The following is a 17,154-nucleotide window of genomic DNA, read 5'->3' on the forward strand; positions in this document are numbered from 1 at the left end:
ACGGTGCCGCCGTCGATCAGCGGCACGCCCCAGCGGCGGCAGAACACGCCGAACACCGCGTCGTCGTCGGCCACGCGCAGGTCGGCCAGCAGCGCGAGTTCGAGCCCGCCCGCGACCGCGTAGCCGTTCACCGCTGCGATCAGCGGCTTGGACAGCGGCATGCGCGTCGGGCCCATCGGGCCGGCGCCCCCGCCCTCGGGGTCGAGCTCGTTGCGGCGCGCGGGGTCGCCGACCGCGCCCAGGTCGGCGCCCGCGCAGAAATGGCCGCCCGCGCCCGTCAACACGGCCACGCGCAGCGCGTCGTCGGCCTCGAAGCGTTCGAAGGCCGCGCGCAACGCGGCGGCCACCACGCCGTCCACGGCGTTGCGTTTGTCGGGACGGTTCAGCGTGAGCGTGCAGACGGGGCCGTCCGCTTCGAAGGTCACGCAGGGTGGGGTGGACATGGGCGGCGTCTCCGGGAAGTTGAAATGGCGGGTGGCCCGGCCATCGTAGAAAACATTCCCGGGTTCTCCAACCCCGCCGCGTTCAGGTGGCGCGGATCACGTCCGCATCGCCCGGCGTCGGCGCATGCAGCCGCGCCACCTCGGTCGCGCGCCGCGTGAGCACCGCGCGCTGGTTGATGTAGCCCTTGTCGGTGATCTCGCCCGCGTCGAGGCTGGGCGGTTCGGCCAGCACCAGCGCGCAGGCTGGGCATTGCGACGAGCCCGCACCTTCGTCGCGCAGGGCGCGCAGCACCCCGGCGATGCGCGCGGCCAGGGCTTCGGGCGCGAGGGCGGCGCCTTGCGGGCTGGCGAACACCAGCATGCCGATCGCGTCGCGGTCGTGGCCCGTGAGCACGATGTCCTGCACATGCGGCGCCAGCAGCGACACCAGCTTCACGCGCAGCGTGCCCACCGACACCCAGGTGCCGGTCGAGAGCTTGAAGTCTTCCGCCACGCGGCCGTTGAAGATCACGCCCCGCGTCGGATCGCCGGGGTTCGCGAGGTAGCCCGCGTCGCCGATGCGGTAGTAGCCCTCGGCGTCGAAGGCACTGGCGGTCTCGCGCGGTGCGTCGCGGTAGCCGGGGAACACCGAGACGCCCTTGACGCGCATCTCCAGCTTCTCGCCGTTGGGCACGAACTTCAGTTCCAGCCCCGGCAGCGGCGCGCCGATGCAGCCGGCGCCGTCGAGCTGCCAGTGCGCCGAGGTGATGGCGGGCGAGGTCTCGGTGGCGCCCCACGAGGTCGTGAGCCACAGCGGGCGCGCGGGTCGCACGCGCCGCGCCACCGCTTCGAGGCGCTGCCAGGTCGAAGGCGCGAGCGCCGCCGCCGCGTAGAAGGCCAGGCGCAGCCGCGAGAACACCTCGGCGGCGAGTGCGTCGTCGGCTTCGAGGAACGGCAGCAGCATGTCGAAGCCGCGCGGCACGTTGAACAGCAGCGTGGGCTTCACCTCGCGCAGGTTGCGCACCGTCTTCTCGATCAGGCCCGGCGCGGGCCGACCCTCGTCGATGTAGAGCGCGCCGCCGTGGCACAGCACCATGTGCAGGTTGTGGTTCGCGCCGAAGGTGTGGCTCCACGGCAGCCAGTCGACCAGCACGGGCTTTTCCTGCGCGAGGAAGCGCCAGGTCTGCGCCATCATCTGCTGGTTGGCGCACAGCATGCGGTGCGTGTTGATCACCACCTTGGGCTGGCCGGTGGAGCCGGAGGTCAGCAGGTACTTGGCGTGCGTGTCGGGGCCCACGGCGGCGAAGGCCTGCATGACGGCGGGCGTTTCCTTCGCGTCGAGCAGTTGGTCGAAAGCCAGCGCGCCCGGATGCGTGTCGGCATTGCGGCTGAACACGGTGACTGCCTCGATGTCGCTGCCTGCGAGCGATGCGCCGTACACCTTCGCGTCGGAGGCGTAGATCAGCCCGGGCTGCAGCGCCTTCAACATGCCGTGCAGTCGCGACGGGTCTTTCGCCATGCGTGAGTACGCGCTCGACAGCGAACAGGCCGTGCGGCCGATGTGCATCGTCGCGAGCATCAGCACGGCATGGTCGATGGCGTTGTCCGAGAGGATCACGACCGGGCGGCCTGCGGGCAGGTCCAGGTCGAGCAGGCCTTGCGCCACGGCACCGACGGCGGCGCGCAGCGCGCGGTAGTCGAGCGTGCGCCAGCCTTCGCCCGTCTCATCGCGCTCGGCAAAGGCCAGCGCGTCGGGCGTCTCGCGCGCCCAGCGCTCGATCCATTCGCCGATGCAGCGCGCATACGGCTGCAGCGCCGTCGGCGAGCGCAGCACGAACGAGCCGTCGTCGAAGTCGATGCGCACCGTGCGGGGCGGCGCGACCAGGGTGTCGTCGAGAAGGAAGTCGGTCATGTCAATCCAGCGTACCCGTCTCGGCCTTGGCGCGAATCAGGTTCAACAGCAGGGTGTCGCGCGCGGCTTGGAGGTCGGCGGTGTGGCGCGTGCCCAGGGCGTCGTCCACGCCTTGCACCACCTGCTGCTTCAACGCGTCCGTCATCGACGGCGCGCCCAGGTCCTTCCACCAGTCTTCGATGGGCCCGCCCAGGTGCGCGAGCAAATGCTCGATGCCGCCCGCGCCGCCCGAGAGGTGCAGGTTCATGAACGGCCCCATCACGGCCCAGCGCAGGCCGGGGCCGTGCGCGATGGCGGTGTCGATGTCGGCCACGCTCGCCACGCCTTCGTTGACGAGATGAAACGCTTCGCGCCACAGCGCGGCCTGCAGCCGGTTCGCGATGTGGCCTTTCACCTCGCGCTTCACGTGGATCGGCCGCTTGCCGATGGCCGCGTAGAAGGCCATCGTGCGGGCGATGGTATCGGGTGAGGTCTGCTCGCCGCCGATCACCTCCACCAGCGGAATCAGGTGCGGCGGGTTGAACGGATGCCCCAGCACCACGCGCTGCGGGTGCGCGCAGCCCGACTGCACGCCGCTGATCGCCAGGCCCGACGAGCTCGACGCGAGGATGGTCTCGGGCGGCGCGGCCGCGTCCATGCGGCGGAACAGGTCGATCTTGAAGTCCATGCGCTCGGGGCCGTTCTCCTGCACGAAGTCGGCCACGGCCACCGCGTCTTCCAGGCTGTCGTGAAAGCGCAGGCGGTCGACCGAGGCGCCCTCGGCGAGGCCGAAGCGCGCCAGCGTCGGCCAGTGCTGCGCCACGGCGGCGCGCAGCCGGTCTTCGGCGCCGGGCGAGGGGTCGGTCGCGTTCACGTCGAGCCCGTGCGCGAGGAAGTGCGCGGCCCAGCTCGCGCCGATCACGCCGGTGCCGACGACGGCGACGCGCTTCACGTCGGTGGTGAGGTTCATGCCGATTTCCACCGCGCGCAGCGGCTCTCCGTCTTGGTGGTCCACGCGGCTTCGCCGGGGATGTTCTCGATCACCTTGTAATAGTCCCACGGCTCCTTCGATTCGGCCGGCGCCTTCACCTGCATGAGGTGCATGTCGTGCACCATGAGGCCGTCGTCGCGCAGCCAGCCGCCCTTGACGAACATGTCGTTGAACTTGGTCTTGCGCAGCTGCGCCATCACCTTGTCGGCGTCGTCGCTGCCCGCGGCCTTCACGGCCTGCAGGTACTGCAGCGCGGCCGAGTAGTCGCCGGCATGGAAGGAGGAGGGCATGCGCTTGTGCTTGTCGAAGAAGCGCCGCGCCCAGGCGCGCGACTCGGGGCTCTGGTTCCAGTACCAGCTGTCGGTGAGGTACATGCCCTGCGAGGCCTTCAGGCCCAGCGCGTGCACGTCGTTGATGGTGATGATCATGCCGGCGAGTTTCATGTGCTTGCTGATGCCGAACTCCGCCGCCGACTTGATGGCGTTCACCGTGTCGCCGCCTGCGTTGGCCAGGGCCAGCACCTGCGCCTTCGAGCTCTGCGCCTGCAGCATGAACGACGAGAAGTCGCTCGCGCCCAGCGGGTGCTTGACCGAACCCGCCACCGTGCCGCCGCTGGCCTGCACGGTCTTGGTGGCGTCGCCTTGCAGCGCGGCGCCGAAGGCGTAGTCGGCGGCCACGAAGTACCAGCTCTTGCCGCCGGCCTTGACCACCGCGCTCGCGGTGCCGCGCGCCATGGCCACCGTGTCGTAGGCGTAGTGCACGGTGTAGGGCGAGCAGTACTCGTTGGTGAGGCTCGACGCGCCCGAGCCCACCACGAAGTACGGCTTCTTCTTGTCGGCCGCCACGCCGGCCATGGCAATGGCCGCGCCCGAGTTCACGCCGCCGATCAGCATGTCGACCTTGTTCACGTCGAACCATTCGCGCGCCTTGGCGGCGGCGATGTCGGGCTTGTTCTGGTGGTCGGCCGTGACCAGCTCGATCTTCTTGCCGTCGATGGCGCCGCCCATGTCGGCGATGGCCATGCGGATCGCTTCGGCGCCGGCCGGGCCGTCGTAGTCGCGGTACAGGCCCGACATGTCGCTGATGAAGCCGATGCGGATGGTGTCGTCGGACACCTGGGCGAAGGCGCTCGATGAGAAGAGGGCGCCGAGTGCGAGAGCCAGGGCGGTGCGGGGAATGTTCATGTGCGTGTCTCCGTTCGTTGTTCTCGTGCGTCGTCAGCCCAGCGCGAACTCGGGCCGCGGGCCGCCTACGCGCGGCAGGCCCATGATCTGGCGCGCCTCGGCCGGCGTCGCCACTTCCATGTCGAGCTCGCGGATCACGCGCACGATGCGCTCGGTGAGCTGCACGTTGGTGGCCAGCTCGCCGTGGCGGAAGTAGAGGTTGTCTTCCAGCCCCACGCGCGCATGTCCGCCCAGCAGCAGCGCCGCCACGTTGGCTTCGAGCTGCGACATGCCGATGCCGCTCACGCCGAAGATGGCGCCCTTGGGCAGCGTGTCGACCATCATCTGCAGGTTGCGCGGCGAGTACGGCATCGCGTTCTGGAAGTTGCGGTGCACGTTCATCACCAGGTTGACGAAGTAGGGCTCGTCGTCATGGCCTTCCTCGATCAGCGTGGTCGTGTCCTGCAGGATGTGCGTGGGGCTGAACACCTCCCACTCGGGCTTGATGCCGCGCGCCTTCATGCCGGCGGCGAGCTCGCGCCCGCGCGTGATGGGCGTGTCCATCAGGATCTGCTTGCCTTCGAAGCTCAGGTTGAGCGTGGTGGCGTCCAGCGTGCACATCTCGGCGCCGGCGTCCATGCCCTTGATGCGCTCTTCCCACGCGATCTCCCAGCGATCGCCGGCCAGCGGCTTCACCATGTCGCCGTGCACGCCGCCGCCGGTGGAGTTGTTCAGCACGATGTCGCAGCCGGCCGCACGGATGCGGCTGTTGATGTCGCGGTACACCTCGGCGTTGCAGGTGGCGCCGTCGTCGGGGCGGCGCGCGTGGATCGCGACCACGCTGGCGCCGGCGTTCCAGCAGCGCAGCACGTCGGCGGCGATCTCGGCGGGCTGGGTGGGGAGGTGGGGGTTCTGCGACTTGTGCGCCATGCCGCCGGTGGGGGCGATGGTCACGATCACTTTGCGCTTCGACATGCTCGGGGCTCCTGGGGTCGGTCGTTCGGTCAGTCAGTCAGGGGGGCGCGCCATTATTTTTTGTGATGCGTTCGTACTCAGTCATCGCGACGACATTCAGGGGCAGGGTTTACGCGGCGCCAGCCGCTAAAGTCGCCCCTGCGCCGTTGCGCACACAAGGAACCTCTCCATGAAATTTCTGCCCATCGTGCTGGCCGCCGCGGCCGCGTTCACCGCCCTCGGTGCTGCCGCGCAACCCGCCGGCCCCGCCACCTGCGACGCCAAGCGCGAAGCCATCGGCCGCGACATCGACATGGCCAAGTCCAAGGGCCAGAAGCAGCGGGTTCGCGGGCTCGAAACCGCGTTGGCGGAAGTGAACCGCCATTGCACCGACGCCAAGCTGGCGGCCGAGCACCAGAAGCGCATCCGCGCCCAGGAGCGCAAGGTGGCCGAGCGCGAACGTGACCTGCGCGCAGCCCAGGAGAAGGGCCGTGCCAGCAAGATCGCCGACCGCGAGAAGAAGCTGCACGAGGCGCAAGCCGAGCTGCAGCAGCTCAAGGGCGCGCAGTAAACAAAAAAGACAGCATGCCCTCGACCAAGCCGGCGATCCCCGCGGCCTCCCTGACCATTCCCCAGCTGCTGCAGGGCTCGGCCTGGTTCCCGCTGCTCGACGTGGGCGCAGGAGAGCGCGTGCTCGACGAGATGCGCGAGGTCGAGGTGGCCGCCGGCGCCGCGCTGTGCCGGCGCGGCGACACGCCGCTGCACTGGTACGGCACCCTCGAAGGGCTGCTCAAGTGGTCGATCACCTCCAGCGACGGCCGCTCGGTCACGCTGGGCGGACTGTCGGTGGGCAGCTGGTTCGGCGAAGGCACGCTGCTGCGCGCCGTGCCGCGCTCGGCCGACATCATCGCGCTGCGGCCCAGCCGTGTGGCGCAGCTGCCGCTGGAGACCTTCGAGTGGCTGCACCGCACGCAGCGCGGCTTCGATCACTTTTTGCTGCAGCAGATCAACGAGCGGCTGCACTGGTTCATGGGCAGCTACGCCGCGCACCGGCTGCTCGACGCCGACAGCCAGGTGGCGCGCGCGCTGGCCGGCCTGTTCCACCCCTGGCTGCACCCGGGCAGCGAGCCGCACCTGCAGACCTCGCAAGAAGAAATCGCCAACCTGTCGGGCGTGTCGCGCCAGCGCTGCAACGCGGCGCTCAACCGGCTGAAGGAGGCCGGGTTCCTGCACATCGAGTACGGCGGTATCACCGTGACCGACCTCGAAGGCTTGCGGCGCTTCATCCAGGAGTGAACGACTCCCTCTCCCCGAGGGGAGAGGAAACCGGGCCGCTCAGCGCTTGTGGTGCGACGCCGCCAGCTCGTACACCGGCGTGTCGATCCCTTCCATGCGCGCCTTCAGCTGCAGCGCCAAAAATTGCGAGTAGTGGCGCGACTGGTGCAGGTTGCCGCCGTGGAACCACAGCTGCGGCACCTGCGTCGGCTTCCACATGTTGCGCAGCTCGCCTTCCCACGGCCCCGGGTCCTTCGGCGTGTCGGAGCCCAGGCCCCAGCACTTGCCGACCTTGTCGGCGATCTCGGGCGAGATCAGGTCGGCCAGCCAGCCGTTCATCGAGCCGTAGCCCGTGGCGTACACCAGCAGGTCGGCCGGCAGCTCGGTGCCGTCGGTGAGCGTGACCGAGCGTTCGTTCACGCGCTCGATGTTCACGCCGCTCTTGAGGTGGATGCTGCCGTTGGCCACCAGCTCCGAGGCGCCCACGTCGATGTAGTAGCCCGAGCCGCGCCGCAGGTACTTCATGAACAGGCCCGAGCCGTCCACGCCGAAGTCGAGCAGGAAGCCGGCCTTCTCCAGCCGCGCGTACAGGTCGGCGTCGCGCTTCTTCATCTCCTCGTACACCGGGATGTGGAAGGTGTGCATGATCTTGTAGGGCACCGAGGCGAAGATCAGGTCGCCCTTGTGATGGTCGATGCCGCTCTTCACCGCCTGCTCGGAATACAGCCCGCCCAGCGCCAGCTCCATGAGCGACTGCGACGGCGCGATGTGCGTGGACGAGCGCTGCACCATCGTCACGTCGGCACCGTGCTCCCACAGCGCCGCGCAGATGTCGTGCGCCGAGTTGTTCGAGCCCAGCACCACGCACTTCTTGCCCGCGTAGGCCTCGGGCCCCGGGTGCTGGCTGGAGTGGTGCTGGTCGCCCAGGAAGTTCTCGGCGCCCGCCACCTTCGGCACGTTCGGGTAGCCCGACACGCCGAGCGCGAACACCAGCTGCTTCGGGCGCAGCGTCACCGGCTTGCCCTCGCGCTCCACCTGCACCTCCCAGCGCTGCGCGGCCTCGTCGAAGCGCGCCTTGGTCGCGTTGGTGGAACTCCAGTAGTTGAGCTCCATGATCTTCGTGTACATCTCGAGCCAGTCGCCGATCTTGTCCTTGGGCGCGAACACCGGCCAGTCGTCGGGGAAGGGCATGTAGGGCAGGTGGTCGTACCAGACCGGGTCGTGCAGGCACAGCGACTTGTAGCGCTTGCGCCAGGAGTCGCCGGCCTTGGCGTTGCGCTCCACGATGATCGTCGGCACGCCCAGCCGACGCAGCCGCGCCCCCAGCGCGATGCCGCCCTGGCCGCCGCCGATGATCACCACCTCGGGCTGCTCGGTGTAGCCCAGCGCGGCCTCTTCGTCGCGGCGCTTCTCGAGCCAGTTCTTGCGGCCCTTGTGCACGCCGTGCTCCGCGCCCTTGATGCGGTTGTCGCCGGTCTTTTCCTCGAAGCCCTTCAGCTCCGTCATGGTGGTGAGCAGCGTCCAGGCCTTGCCATTGCGCAAGCGAAGGTGGCCGCGCCCGCGTGCCACGCGCGTCTCGAAGCCGAACCACGCATCGACCACGCCGTCGGCCTCGGTCGCCTCGCCTTCGAGCGCAAAGGCCGTGGGCTGCGTGTCGGCCAGGCGCGCCTGCAGCATCGCGCGGATGGCGCCCGCGCCTTCCTGCGTGCGGATGTTCCAGGTGAAGGCGACAAGGTCGCGCCAGTAGCTGTCGGCCTCGAACAGCGAGACGGCCGCATCGATGTCGCCGCGTGCGAGCGCGGCGGCGAAGTCGGCCAGCCATTGGGCGGCGGCCCGGGTGGGGCCGGTGGTCGGGTCTGTCATTGCATGTCTCCGTGTGTCGTTGAACGAATCGAATCGAATCGCGGCGCGGCAAGGCGCACGCGGGAGTCGTGGCGCAGCTTTCGTGCCGTGCGGAGGGCGACGAGGAATCAAGGACTTAGATGTGTTTTTGTTGCACGCCGTGTCGCAATGTCTCTGTGATGTCGCTCGCGTGCTGCGACGCCTTGGAGCCTTTGGGAGGCAGCCGTGGCCGCACAAGATTCAATTCGAAAACTTTCGAATTAATTCCATTCGCGGCTATCTGGAGCAAGCCTGAAAAGTGTGGCGCGCGGACGACTGCTTCATATGCACCTATCTATGAAAACCAATGTTCTCGTTACATTTTCAGAGGCTCGCTGGCGTCGCCGGGGGGATGGTCGATCAATACAAATTCGAGAGGGACAGAGATGAGGAGAAACGTCGAGACCGCATTCGCTGCGGCGTTGGTTCTGGGACTCGCCGGCTGCGGCGGCGGTGGTGGTGGGGGGGGCGGGGGCGGAGGAATGCCCATGCTGCCTGTTGCCATCACGCCAGCGCCGGAGCCCAGCCCGCCGCCCGCAACAGCAGCAGAGCTGAAATTGACGGTCGAAATCAATGGCAGCGCAGCCACACCGGACAGTTCTGGTCGCTATGTCGTGGTGCCCGGCCAGTTGGTTGCAGTCAAGACCAGCGAGGGGGACAGCGTCTCGTGGGTCGGCGGCATGGATAGTGCCAACGTGAGACGCACTGATGTCGACACGTCGTCCAAGCAATGGGTCTCTCGCTTTGACAATATCGGGCTGGGCGCGACCAGCTACAAGCTGGTGGCCAGCGCATCGGAGGGGCGTACCAAGGAGTTGAACTTCTGGGTCCAAACGGGCGACTACAGAAACGGTGACTACATCGTGTTCGCAGCCAACGGCTCGCGTCAGACACTCAACATGGACTTCAACAAGTTCACCTACACCGTGACGGATGCGTCTGGAAATGCGAGTTCCGGCACGATGACACCGGGCGTGTCGCCCACCAGCGATTGGCTTGTGCAGAGCGATCGCATCACCGGCGTCCCCGCCGCCGCGTTGCGTTTGCGTGGCTTGCGCGACAACGTCGTCGGTGCGCTTCCATTCAGCGTGCCTTACGCGGGATCCCCGACGTACGGTGCATTTCCCTTTGTAGCGTCGCGGGCGTTGCTTATCACGCAGAGCAAGTTGGACGGCACTTACGACCGCGCGCGTATCGAGGTCTCGGCCGCTGGTGGTGAGTCGGCCATTGCGCAGATCCAGATTTCCGGGGGCGGTACGATCATGAAGCAGTGTGTCGATCCGGTCATTTACCGCATCGAGAACTGCCCCGCGGCAAACGTGGTCACCAGCAATGTCGAAGCTGATACACAACCTGGCACTTGGTTGCTGAAAAACCAGACCACTGGTGCGTTGCTCGGTCGCTTTGGGATCGCCGATGTTGAAGGCGACAAGACCTACCTGAGTGCCGGCACGTCACCCGCCAACGGCAACCAAGTGTTCGCCATTGGCGTTCCGGCCGCACAGGGCTATGAGGACTTCATCAGCACGGGCTGGTCGACCAAAGGCACCATCGATCTGTCGAAGGTCGCCGCGTCGACATACACCTTCTCCATGAGCCTTCCGGGAAGTGGTACTTCAGCCGACCTCGCGCTCTCCGCTGGTCCTTCCACGTCACCGGCTGGCATCCGTGCCGCAGTAGTCGGCAGCGACGTTTATTTTGCGATGCGTTCGAAGCGCCTTGAGGTGCTGATTGGCGCACGCAGCCCGTCGCCAAAGGCTGGTTTCCTGCATCTGGGCATCATCTACTGAGCGAGACGTCAGTGCGACGGAGCCCGCATGCCCTGAACAGGGCTGCGGGTTTTTTCATGGGCGCCGGCCGCGTTGCGGTGGCGTGATGGCGTGGCGCTTCATGTGCCGATACAGCGTGGCGCGGCAGATGCCCAGTTCCTGTGCTGCACGAGACACATGCCAGCGATGGCGTTGCAGCGCTTCGAGTAACTGCGCCCCATAAGCTTCGTCTTTCGTGGTTGCATCGTGGCGTTCCTTTCGAGCCGTCGATGCATCGATGGCTGAGATTGCGCGGGGCGTTGCCAGCTGCAATTCGTCAGCGGTTACGAACGCCGATGCACACAACGCCAGCGCCAGCCGCAGCACATTGCGCAACTCGCGCAGGTTGCCCGGCCAGTCGTGCGCCATCAGCCGCAGCATCGCCGCCTCCGACAGCCGCGCCGCCGAGCCCATCGCCGCCGCCTCTTCATGGAACATCGCCTCGATCAGGTAGCGCCGGTCGCGCCGCGCGCGCAGCGGCGGCAGCTTCAGCACCGCGCCGCACAGCCGGTAGTACAGGTCCTCGCGAAAACGCCCGGCCGCGACCAGTGCCGACAGGTCGCGGTGCGTGGCCGCCACCACCGCGAGGTCCACGCGCTGCGGCGACTCGGCGCCCAGCGGCAGCACCTCGCCTTCGGACAGCACGCGCAGCAGCCGCGTCTGCAGTGCCATCGGCATGTCGCCGATCTCGTCGAGAAACAGCGTGCCACGGTCGGCCTGCGCGATCAGCCCTTTCATGCCCTTGGCGCGGCCGCCCGTGAAGCTGCCGGGCGTGTAGCCGAAGAGCTCGCTTTCGATCAGCGAATCGGGAATGGCCGCGCAGTTCACCGCCACGAAGGGCAGCGCCGCGCGCCGGCTCGCGCCATGCAGCGCGCGCGCCAGCACCTCCTTGCCGCTGCCGGTCTCGCCCTCGACCAGCACATGGATGCCGCGGTCCACGAGCCGGCGCGCCTGCGCGATCAGCTGCTGCATGGCGGGGTCGTCGTCGCCCGCGATGCGCTCGAGCGGCGGCAGACGGTCCGAAGGTTGGGGTGCCGGCGATGAGGGCGCGGTGACCGGCGAGCGGCGCAGCCGCGGTGCGATCAGCGAGGCGTGGTACTCGCCGCCGCCGGGCAGCAGCACCGTGTGCGCAAAGGGCAGGGCCGACGCGCCGCCGTTGCCCAGGCGCCAGATCGCGTCCATCGGCAGGTGCAGCAGCTCCGACACCGCACCACCCAGAAGTTGTTGCTGCGGCCCCGAAAAGACCTCGCGCGCGCCCCCGTTGGCGCCCACCACCGTGCCGCCCTCGTCGAAGGCCAGCATCACCTCGCCCGCCACGTCGACCAGCCCGAAGGCACTGCCCAGCCGCAGGATCCAGTGGCCGCGAAAGTGCCGCAGGAAGTCGGCATCCTCGATCATCCGCGCGTAGATCGACACCAGGTGCCGCACCAGGTGCTGGCTCTCGCGCGCCTCGGGCGAGCGCAGCGCCGACACGTCGAGGATCGCCGTGAGCTTGCCGCTGTGGTCGAACAGCGGCGCCGTCGTGCAGGTGAGCGCGATGTGCGTGGCGTCGAAGTGCTCGGTCTGGTGGCAGGTCATCGGCTGGCGCTCGATGAGGCAGGTGCCCACGCCGCAGGTGCCGGCGTGCGCCTCGTTCCAGTCGGCGCCCAGGTACAGGCCGGCGCGGCGCAGCTGGTCGTCCCAGGCCGGGTTGCCGATGTAGTCCACCGTGATGCCCTCGGCGTCGGTCAGCAGCACCATGTAGCCCAGCTCGGCCACGCGGCGGTAGATGTCTTCCATGCCCGCGCGCGCGGCGCGCAGGAAGTGCTCGAGCTGCTGCTGGTGTACGCGCACCTCCTGCGCCGGCAGGATGCGCGCGGGCGTCGGCCGCGACGGATCGAGCCCGTGGTCGCGCACGCAGCGCGCCCACGACTTGTGCACCAGGCTCGCCGCCGGATCGGCCCGCAGCGCCGTGCCGGTGGCGATCGAATAGACGTTGTCGATGTGGCGCGATTGCAGGGACGTCATGCGCAGCCTCGTGCGTGGGTGGGCGCGGCACGGGGAGGGGCTGCGCAGCCGGACATGATTCGGCTGTCGCGCTGTCGCAGGACAGAGGTGAAACCCGGTGGGTTGAGTTGATCTGTCCGCTTTTCGCTTGCTCAAGAAGAAATTTTCTCAACTTAAGACAGCACGTCGTCGCCAAGATATGGCTTGCTACAAACTGTAGAAAAGTAACCCTATCAATTCTCGAGGCGCAGGATGAAGCTGTCGGACTTCATATTTCAGTTCCCTATTGGCATCGCTCATACGAGGCAAGGCCTTTGTCGCGTCCGCACGTTCTTTGCTCCTCAAAGTGGCGTCACCGCGCTTCTGACGGATATCGGTGAGTTTGCTGTGGGGTCGTCGATAACGAACTCCGTTGAACACATTCACCAAGCACTGCTACTGCGCGGAATGATTCCGCCCGACGCGCGTGTCGTTGAGCACTACGAGAGGCCCGATAGCGACGGGGGATCGTTCTCGCGGGTCAGCTTTGGACCCACGGGCGATCCGTCGTGGACGCGGATGTCCATGCAAGACGCGCTGTCGACTCTTTCTTGTGATTCAAGCGAGTTCAAAAGCTCGACAGCGATGAGCCTGCGGTTGGTCGCGGAAATCGAACGTCTGCGAAATGCGATCGATCCCTTTGCTGATGCGCCATGGTTGGAAGAACCCGAGATCGTCAACCGACGGGAAACCATAGAAAGCGGAATGATCTCCAAAGCCATGCTTTCTCAGCTTGTCAATGCGGGCGCAACGGAACGACAGCTTCAGGAATTGTTGAAGCAAGACCCTTCCTTCTTTGGGGAGGTCTACGGAGATCCCCATGAGGAGTACATCGTCCTTGCCGAGTATCCGCTGGCCGATGGATTCATTGATTTCGTTGTCTTCACGGGGCGCTCACGGATGGAGGTCGTGCTGATAGAGATCAAAGGAGCGGATTTCTTTCTGGTAAACGACGACAGCTATGCCGAGTTCTCGCACAAGGTCAACCAAGCGGCGGGCCAGATACGACGTCGGATCGGGGCCATCTACAGAGACATGTCGACGTTCCGGCGCTACGCCCACAAAGTACGGCACGCGGTCGAATCAGGCGCTGCTCGTCACGGTGCCTTCATGGGGCCGCATCCGAAGTTGTTGGTCGACCCCGACAAGGACATCGAGATTCGCTCGGTGGTTATCGGCGGCCGGACACGCGACGACTTCTCCGAGAGCAAGAAACGGCACGATTTCGAGCACGGCATGTCGCCGCCCATACGCATCGAGTCATGGGACACATGGATTCGGAAACTTCAGCGTCAGTGAAGTCCCTCCATCACAGGCCGCTTGAAACCTGCCTGTAGACAGTTGGAAGCGGCGGGCCGTAGCGTTGCGCATGGCCCTGTGGACCTTCAAACGCCCAGCAGCTCCTCCAGCACCTGCGGCTGCCCCAGCAATTCCGCCGACGCCCCATGCCGCACGATCTGCCCCTTCTCCATCACCACCGCCAGGTCCGTGTGCGCGAGCACCTTGCGGTAGTCGCGGTCGACGATCAGCGTGGCGATGCCCGTCGCGCGGATCTCGCTGATCACGCGCCAGATCTCGGCCACGATCAGCGGCGCGAGGCCTTCGGTCGCTTCGTCGAGGATCAAGAGGCGCGGGTTGGTCATGAGCGCGCGGCCGATGGAGAGCATCTGCTGCTCGCCGCCCGACAGCTGCTGGCCGCCGTGCGAGAGCCGTTCTGACAGGCGCGGGAAGGTGGCCATCACGCGGTCGAAGGTCCAGGCGCGCTGGCCGTCGATGCCGGCGCGTTCGCTCATCACGAGGTTCTCGCGCACCGACAGGTTCGGGAAGATGCCGCGCCCCTCGGGCACGTAGCCGATGCCCAGGCGCGCCATCTTCTCGGGCGGCAGGCCGGTGACGGTGCGGCCGTCGACCTGCACTTCGCCGGAGGCCGGGCGCACGTAGCCCATGATGGTGCGGATCAGCGTGGTCTTGCCCATGCCGTTGCGCCCGAGCAGGCCGACCGAGGTCGCCGCCGGAATGCCGGCGTGCACGCCGCGCAGGATGTGGCTGTTGCCGTAGTAGGTGTTGAGGTCGCGAACGATCAGCATCAGTGTTGCTCCTCGCCGAGGTAGGCCGTGCGGACCTCGGGGTTCTCGCGAATTTCTTGTGGGTTGCCCGTGGCGATGACAGTGCCGTTCACCATCACGGTGATGCGGTCGGCGATGCGGAACACGGCGTCCATGTCGTGCTCCACCAGCAGGATGGCGTGCGTGGCTTTCAGCCGCGCGAGCAGCGTGAGCATGCGGTCGGTTTCTTCGGCGCCCATGCCGGCGAGTGGCTCGTCGAGCAGCAGCACGCGCGGGTGGGTGGCCAGGCACATCGCCACTTCGAGCTGGCGTTGCGCGCCGTGGCTCAGCGTGCCGGCGACGCGCCGGGCCTCTGCCGTGAGGCCGGCGGCTTCGAGCGCGGCATCGGCCGAGGCGTTGCTGGTGGCGCAGCGCTGCGACGACTGCCAGATCGCCCAGGGCTTCGCGGTGGCGGCCTGCGCGGCGAGGCGGCAGTTCTCGTGCACCGTGAACTCCGGGAAGATGGTGGTGCGCTGGTAGCTGCGGCCCACGCCGTCGCGGGCGCGGCGCGATTGCGCGCGCGCGGTGATGTCGACGCCGTCCAGCGCAATGCGGCCTTCGGAGGCCTCGATCTCGCCCGAGAGCATGTTGATGAGCGTCGACTTGCCGGCGCCGTTGGTGCCGATCACCGCATGCACCTCGCCGATGTGCAGGTCGAGCGTGACGGCGTTGACGGCGGTGAGGCCACCGAAGCGGCGCGTGAGCTTGTCCACGGACAGCAGTGCGGCGGTCATGCGCCTCCCTTCGGCGACATGCGCTGCACCAGGCCGATCAGGCCCTTGGGCAGCAGCGCCACGAACACGATGATGGCAATACCCAGCGTGAGCTGCCAGTGGTCGGCCAGCGGGCCCATCACGGCGTGGGTGGAGAAGATTTCCTTGAGCAGCGTGAAGGCCACGGCACCGATCACCGCGCCGCGCAGGTGGCCCAGGCCGCCCAGGATCACCATCAGCAGCACCTCGCCCGAGTTGTGCCAGGCCATCAGCTCGGGGTTGACCACGCCGTCGCGCGAGGCCAGCAGGAAGCCCGCGAGCCCGGCCAGCGCGCCCGCGAGCACGAAGGCCGCGAGCTTGTAGCCGTACACCGCGAAGCCCGCTGCGCGCATGCGCTGCTCGTTCACGCGGATGCCCGCGAGCGCCGCGCCGAAGCGCGAACGGCGGATGAGTGCCAGCAGGCCGTAGGTGAACACCAGCGCCGCCAGCACCACGTAGAACAGCACCGTGCGGTTCTCCATGTCGAGCGCGCCGAGGGCCGGGCGCACGTACAGGTAGATGCCGTCGCTGCCGCCGCCGACCTTGGTGTCGTGGAACACGAAGAACGCCATCTGCGCGAAGGCCAGTGTGACCATGATGAAGTACACGCCGCGCGTGCGCAGGCTCAGCGCGCCCACGAACAGCGCATACAGCGCCGCCGCGCCCATCGACAGCACCAGCAGCACTGCGAAGTTGCCGCCCTCGTTGCCCGAGGCCAGCACGGTGACGTACGCACCGATGCCGTAGAAGGCCGCGTGGCCCAGGCTCACGAGCCCGGTCATGCCCACGAGCAGCTCCAGGCTGAGCGCGAAGATCGACAGGATCATCACCTTGACGATGAAGTCCGATGCGTAGTTGCCCAGCAGCGGGCCGGCCACGCCGAGCGCGATGGCGCACAGCACGGGCACGATGAAGGCACCGCGCCGCGGCGACGAAGGTGCGGACGCAACCACGGGGCTCATGGCCGCCTCCCCATCAAGCCTTCGGGCTTCCAGATCAGCACGATGGCCATCAGGAGGTAGATGCCGATGCCCGCCAGGTCGGCGAAGAACACCTTGCCGAAGGTGTCGACGAAGCCCACCAGCAGCGAGGCGACGAGCGCCCCCGTGATCGAGCCGATGCCGCCGATCACCACCAGCACGAAGCAGATGATGAGCACGCTCGCACCCATGTTGGGGTACACCGAGGACATCGGCGCGGCGATCATGCCGGCCAGCGCCGCCAGCGCCACGCCTGCCGCGAACACGATGCGGTACAGCCGTTTCACGTCGATGCCCAGGCCGCGCACCATGTCGCGGTTGCTCGCGCCGGCGCGGATCATCATGCCCAGGCGCGTGCGGTTCACCACGTAGTACAGGCCCACGGCCAGCACGATGCAGGCGGCCGAGGCAAACAGGCGATACCACGGGTAGCTCATGACGTTGCCCAGCGCGAAGCTGCCGTCCAGCCACGCGGGCACCTTCACGCCGTGCACGTCGTTGCCCACGAAGATGGAGCGCAGTTCCTCGAACACCAGGATGAGCCCGTAGGTCATGAGCACCTGCTGCAGGTGGTCGCGCTGGTAGAGGTAGCTGAAGAAGGCCCACTCCAGCACGTAGCCGAAGATCGCGGCCAGCACCACGCCGGCCACCAGCATCAGCAGGAACTGGTCGCCGAACAGCGGCGCCAGCGAGAACGCCATGTAGGCGCCGATCATGTAGAAGCTCCCGTGGGCGAGGTTGATGACGCCCATGATCCCGAAGATCAGCGTCAGCCCCGAGGCCACGAGAAAGAGCAGCAGGCCGTACTGAACGGAGTTCAGGCACTGCACGAGAAAGGTTCCGAAATCCACCGTGAGATCCCAGTTGAGTGTGGTTGCCGCAAGGCGGCTCGCAGCCCCGTGAACTT

General features: G+C 67.3%; 15 protein-coding genes. 4 read left to right on the plus strand and 11 right to left on the minus strand.

From position 1 onward, the window contains the following. From VBO01S_RS02990 to VBO01S_RS03010, 5 genes are all read right to left on the minus strand, one after another. The coding region (locus tag VBO01S_RS02990; RefSeq protein ID WP_174543621.1) for an enoyl-CoA hydratase-related protein at positions 1-443 on the minus strand (443 nt) is incomplete at its 3' end. An 82-nt stretch (positions 444-525) separates the two neighbouring features. Further along, the gene (locus tag VBO01S_RS02995) at positions 526-2,334 is read right to left on the minus strand and encodes a feruloyl-CoA synthase (protein ID WP_062470267.1); all 1,809 of its coding nucleotides are present in this window, start codon (positions 2,332-2,334) and stop codon (positions 526-528) included. Between the two features lies 1 nt (position 2,335). Further along, on the minus strand, positions 2,336-3,283 hold the full coding sequence (locus VBO01S_RS03000) for a 3-hydroxyacyl-CoA dehydrogenase NAD-binding domain-containing protein (protein WP_062470504.1): 948 nt from the start codon (positions 3,281-3,283) through the stop codon (positions 2,336-2,338). Then, on the minus strand, positions 3,280-4,488 hold the full coding sequence (locus VBO01S_RS03005; RefSeq protein WP_062470270.1) for an ABC transporter substrate-binding protein: 1,209 nt from the start codon (positions 4,486-4,488) through the stop codon (positions 3,280-3,282). The genes VBO01S_RS03000 and VBO01S_RS03005 overlap by 4 nt, the downstream gene beginning before the upstream one ends. A 33-nt stretch (positions 4,489-4,521) precedes the next feature. Continuing rightward, positions 4,522-5,442, minus strand: a complete 921-nt coding sequence (locus VBO01S_RS03010) for a beta-keto acid cleavage family enzyme (RefSeq protein ID WP_062470273.1) — start codon at positions 5,440-5,442, stop codon at positions 4,522-4,524. Between the two features lie 169 nt (positions 5,443-5,611). Here VBO01S_RS03010 and VBO01S_RS03015 point away from each other — a divergent pair, with 169 nt between their 5' ends. Both VBO01S_RS03015 and VBO01S_RS03020 read left to right on the plus strand, forming a co-directional pair. Further along, entirely contained in the window at positions 5,612-5,992 is a 381-nt protein-coding gene (locus tag VBO01S_RS03015; protein WP_062470276.1) for a DUF1090 domain-containing protein, read from the plus strand. Between the two features lie 14 nt (positions 5,993-6,006). Further along, positions 6,007-6,717 (plus strand): Crp/Fnr family transcriptional regulator, encoded by a 711-nt coding sequence (locus VBO01S_RS03020; protein ID WP_062470280.1) that lies wholly within the window; start codon positions 6,007-6,009, stop codon positions 6,715-6,717. 39 nt (positions 6,718-6,756) lie between these two features. Here VBO01S_RS03020 and VBO01S_RS03025 read toward each other — a convergent pair whose 3' ends face one another. After that, a complete protein-coding gene (locus tag VBO01S_RS03025) occupies positions 6,757-8,559 on the minus strand; it encodes an NAD(P)/FAD-dependent oxidoreductase (RefSeq protein WP_062470282.1) in 1,803 nt (600 codons plus the stop codon). A gap of 506 nt (positions 8,560-9,065) precedes the next feature. On the opposite strand from VBO01S_RS03025, the gene VBO01S_RS03030 reads away from it, so the two are divergent. Then, complete coding sequence (locus tag VBO01S_RS03030) at positions 9,066-10,367, plus strand: hypothetical protein (RefSeq protein ID WP_157627268.1); 1,302 nt, start codon at positions 9,066-9,068, stop codon at positions 10,365-10,367. 54 nt (positions 10,368-10,421) lie between these two features. Here VBO01S_RS03030 and VBO01S_RS03035 read toward each other — a convergent pair whose 3' ends face one another. Continuing rightward, positions 10,422-12,392, minus strand: coding sequence for a sigma-54-dependent Fis family transcriptional regulator (locus VBO01S_RS03035; RefSeq protein ID WP_062470286.1), 1,971 nt, complete (start codon positions 12,390-12,392; stop codon positions 10,422-10,424). 231 nt (positions 12,393-12,623) lie between these two features. Here VBO01S_RS03035 and VBO01S_RS03040 point away from each other — a divergent pair, with 231 nt between their 5' ends. Next, positions 12,624-13,709: a Shedu immune nuclease family protein gene (locus VBO01S_RS03040; protein WP_062470288.1), complete on the plus strand. Its 1,086-nt coding sequence runs from the start codon at positions 12,624-12,626 to the stop codon at positions 13,707-13,709. 86 nt (positions 13,710-13,795) lie between these two features. On the opposite strand, the gene VBO01S_RS03045 is transcribed toward VBO01S_RS03040, so the two are convergent. Genes VBO01S_RS03045 through VBO01S_RS03060 form a run of 4 tightly spaced genes read right to left on the minus strand, consistent with a single transcriptional unit; the run spans position 13,796 to position 17,098 of the window. Then, the gene (locus VBO01S_RS03045) at positions 13,796-14,497 is read right to left on the minus strand and encodes an ABC transporter ATP-binding protein (protein ID WP_062470291.1); all 702 of its coding nucleotides are present in this window, start codon (positions 14,495-14,497) and stop codon (positions 13,796-13,798) included. Next, a complete protein-coding gene (locus VBO01S_RS03050; RefSeq protein ID WP_062470295.1) occupies positions 14,497-15,249 on the minus strand; it encodes an ABC transporter ATP-binding protein in 753 nt (250 codons plus the stop codon). Before VBO01S_RS03050 ends, VBO01S_RS03045 begins: the two co-directional genes overlap by 1 nt. Beyond that, a complete protein-coding gene (locus tag VBO01S_RS03055; protein WP_062470299.1) occupies positions 15,246-16,229 on the minus strand; it encodes a branched-chain amino acid ABC transporter permease in 984 nt (327 codons plus the stop codon). The genes VBO01S_RS03050 and VBO01S_RS03055 overlap by 4 nt, the downstream gene beginning before the upstream one ends. Further along, on the minus strand, positions 16,226-17,098 hold the full coding sequence (locus tag VBO01S_RS03060; protein ID WP_062470301.1) for a branched-chain amino acid ABC transporter permease: 873 nt from the start codon (positions 17,096-17,098) through the stop codon (positions 16,226-16,228). Before VBO01S_RS03060 ends, VBO01S_RS03055 begins: the two co-directional genes overlap by 4 nt. Positions 17,099-17,154: the final 56 nt, after the last annotated feature.

Source organism: Variovorax boronicumulans NBRC 103145 (assembly GCF_001591345.1).
Lineage (GTDB): Bacteria > Pseudomonadota > Gammaproteobacteria > Burkholderiales > Burkholderiaceae_C > Variovorax > Variovorax boronicumulans.

Excerpts from the sequence above, each read along its gene's own strand:
- VBO01S_RS02995 (WP_062470267.1), bottom strand. The coding sequence starts at position 2,334 with ATGACCGACTTCCTTCTCGACGACACCCTGGTCGCGCCGCCCCGCACG.
- VBO01S_RS03000 (WP_062470504.1), bottom strand. The coding sequence starts at position 3,283 with ATGAACCTCACCACCGACGTGAAGCGCGTCGCCGTCGTCGGCACCGGC.
- VBO01S_RS03005 (WP_062470270.1), bottom strand. The coding sequence starts at position 4,488 with ATGAACATTCCCCGCACCGCCCTGGCTCTCGCACTCGGCGCCCTCTTC.
- VBO01S_RS03010 (WP_062470273.1), bottom strand. The coding sequence starts at position 5,442 with ATGTCGAAGCGCAAAGTGATCGTGACCATCGCCCCCACCGGCGGCATG.
- VBO01S_RS03015 (WP_062470276.1), top strand. The coding sequence starts at position 5,612 with ATGAAATTTCTGCCCATCGTGCTGGCCGCCGCGGCCGCGTTCACCGCC.
- VBO01S_RS03020 (WP_062470280.1), top strand. The coding sequence starts at position 6,007 with ATGCCCTCGACCAAGCCGGCGATCCCCGCGGCCTCCCTGACCATTCCC.
- VBO01S_RS03025 (WP_062470282.1), bottom strand. The coding sequence starts at position 8,559 with ATGACAGACCCGACCACCGGCCCCACCCGGGCCGCCGCCCAATGGCTG.
- VBO01S_RS03030 (WP_157627268.1), top strand. The coding sequence starts at position 9,066 with ATGCTGCCTGTTGCCATCACGCCAGCGCCGGAGCCCAGCCCGCCGCCC.
- VBO01S_RS03035 (WP_062470286.1), bottom strand. The coding sequence starts at position 12,392 with ATGACGTCCCTGCAATCGCGCCACATCGACAACGTCTATTCGATCGCC.
- VBO01S_RS03040 (WP_062470288.1), top strand. The coding sequence starts at position 12,624 with ATGAAGCTGTCGGACTTCATATTTCAGTTCCCTATTGGCATCGCTCAT.
- VBO01S_RS03045 (WP_062470291.1), bottom strand. The coding sequence starts at position 14,497 with ATGCTGATCGTTCGCGACCTCAACACCTACTACGGCAACAGCCACATC.
- VBO01S_RS03050 (WP_062470295.1), bottom strand. The coding sequence starts at position 15,249 with ATGACCGCCGCACTGCTGTCCGTGGACAAGCTCACGCGCCGCTTCGGT.
- VBO01S_RS03055 (WP_062470299.1), bottom strand. The coding sequence starts at position 16,229 with ATGAGCCCCGTGGTTGCGTCCGCACCTTCGTCGCCGCGGCGCGGTGCC.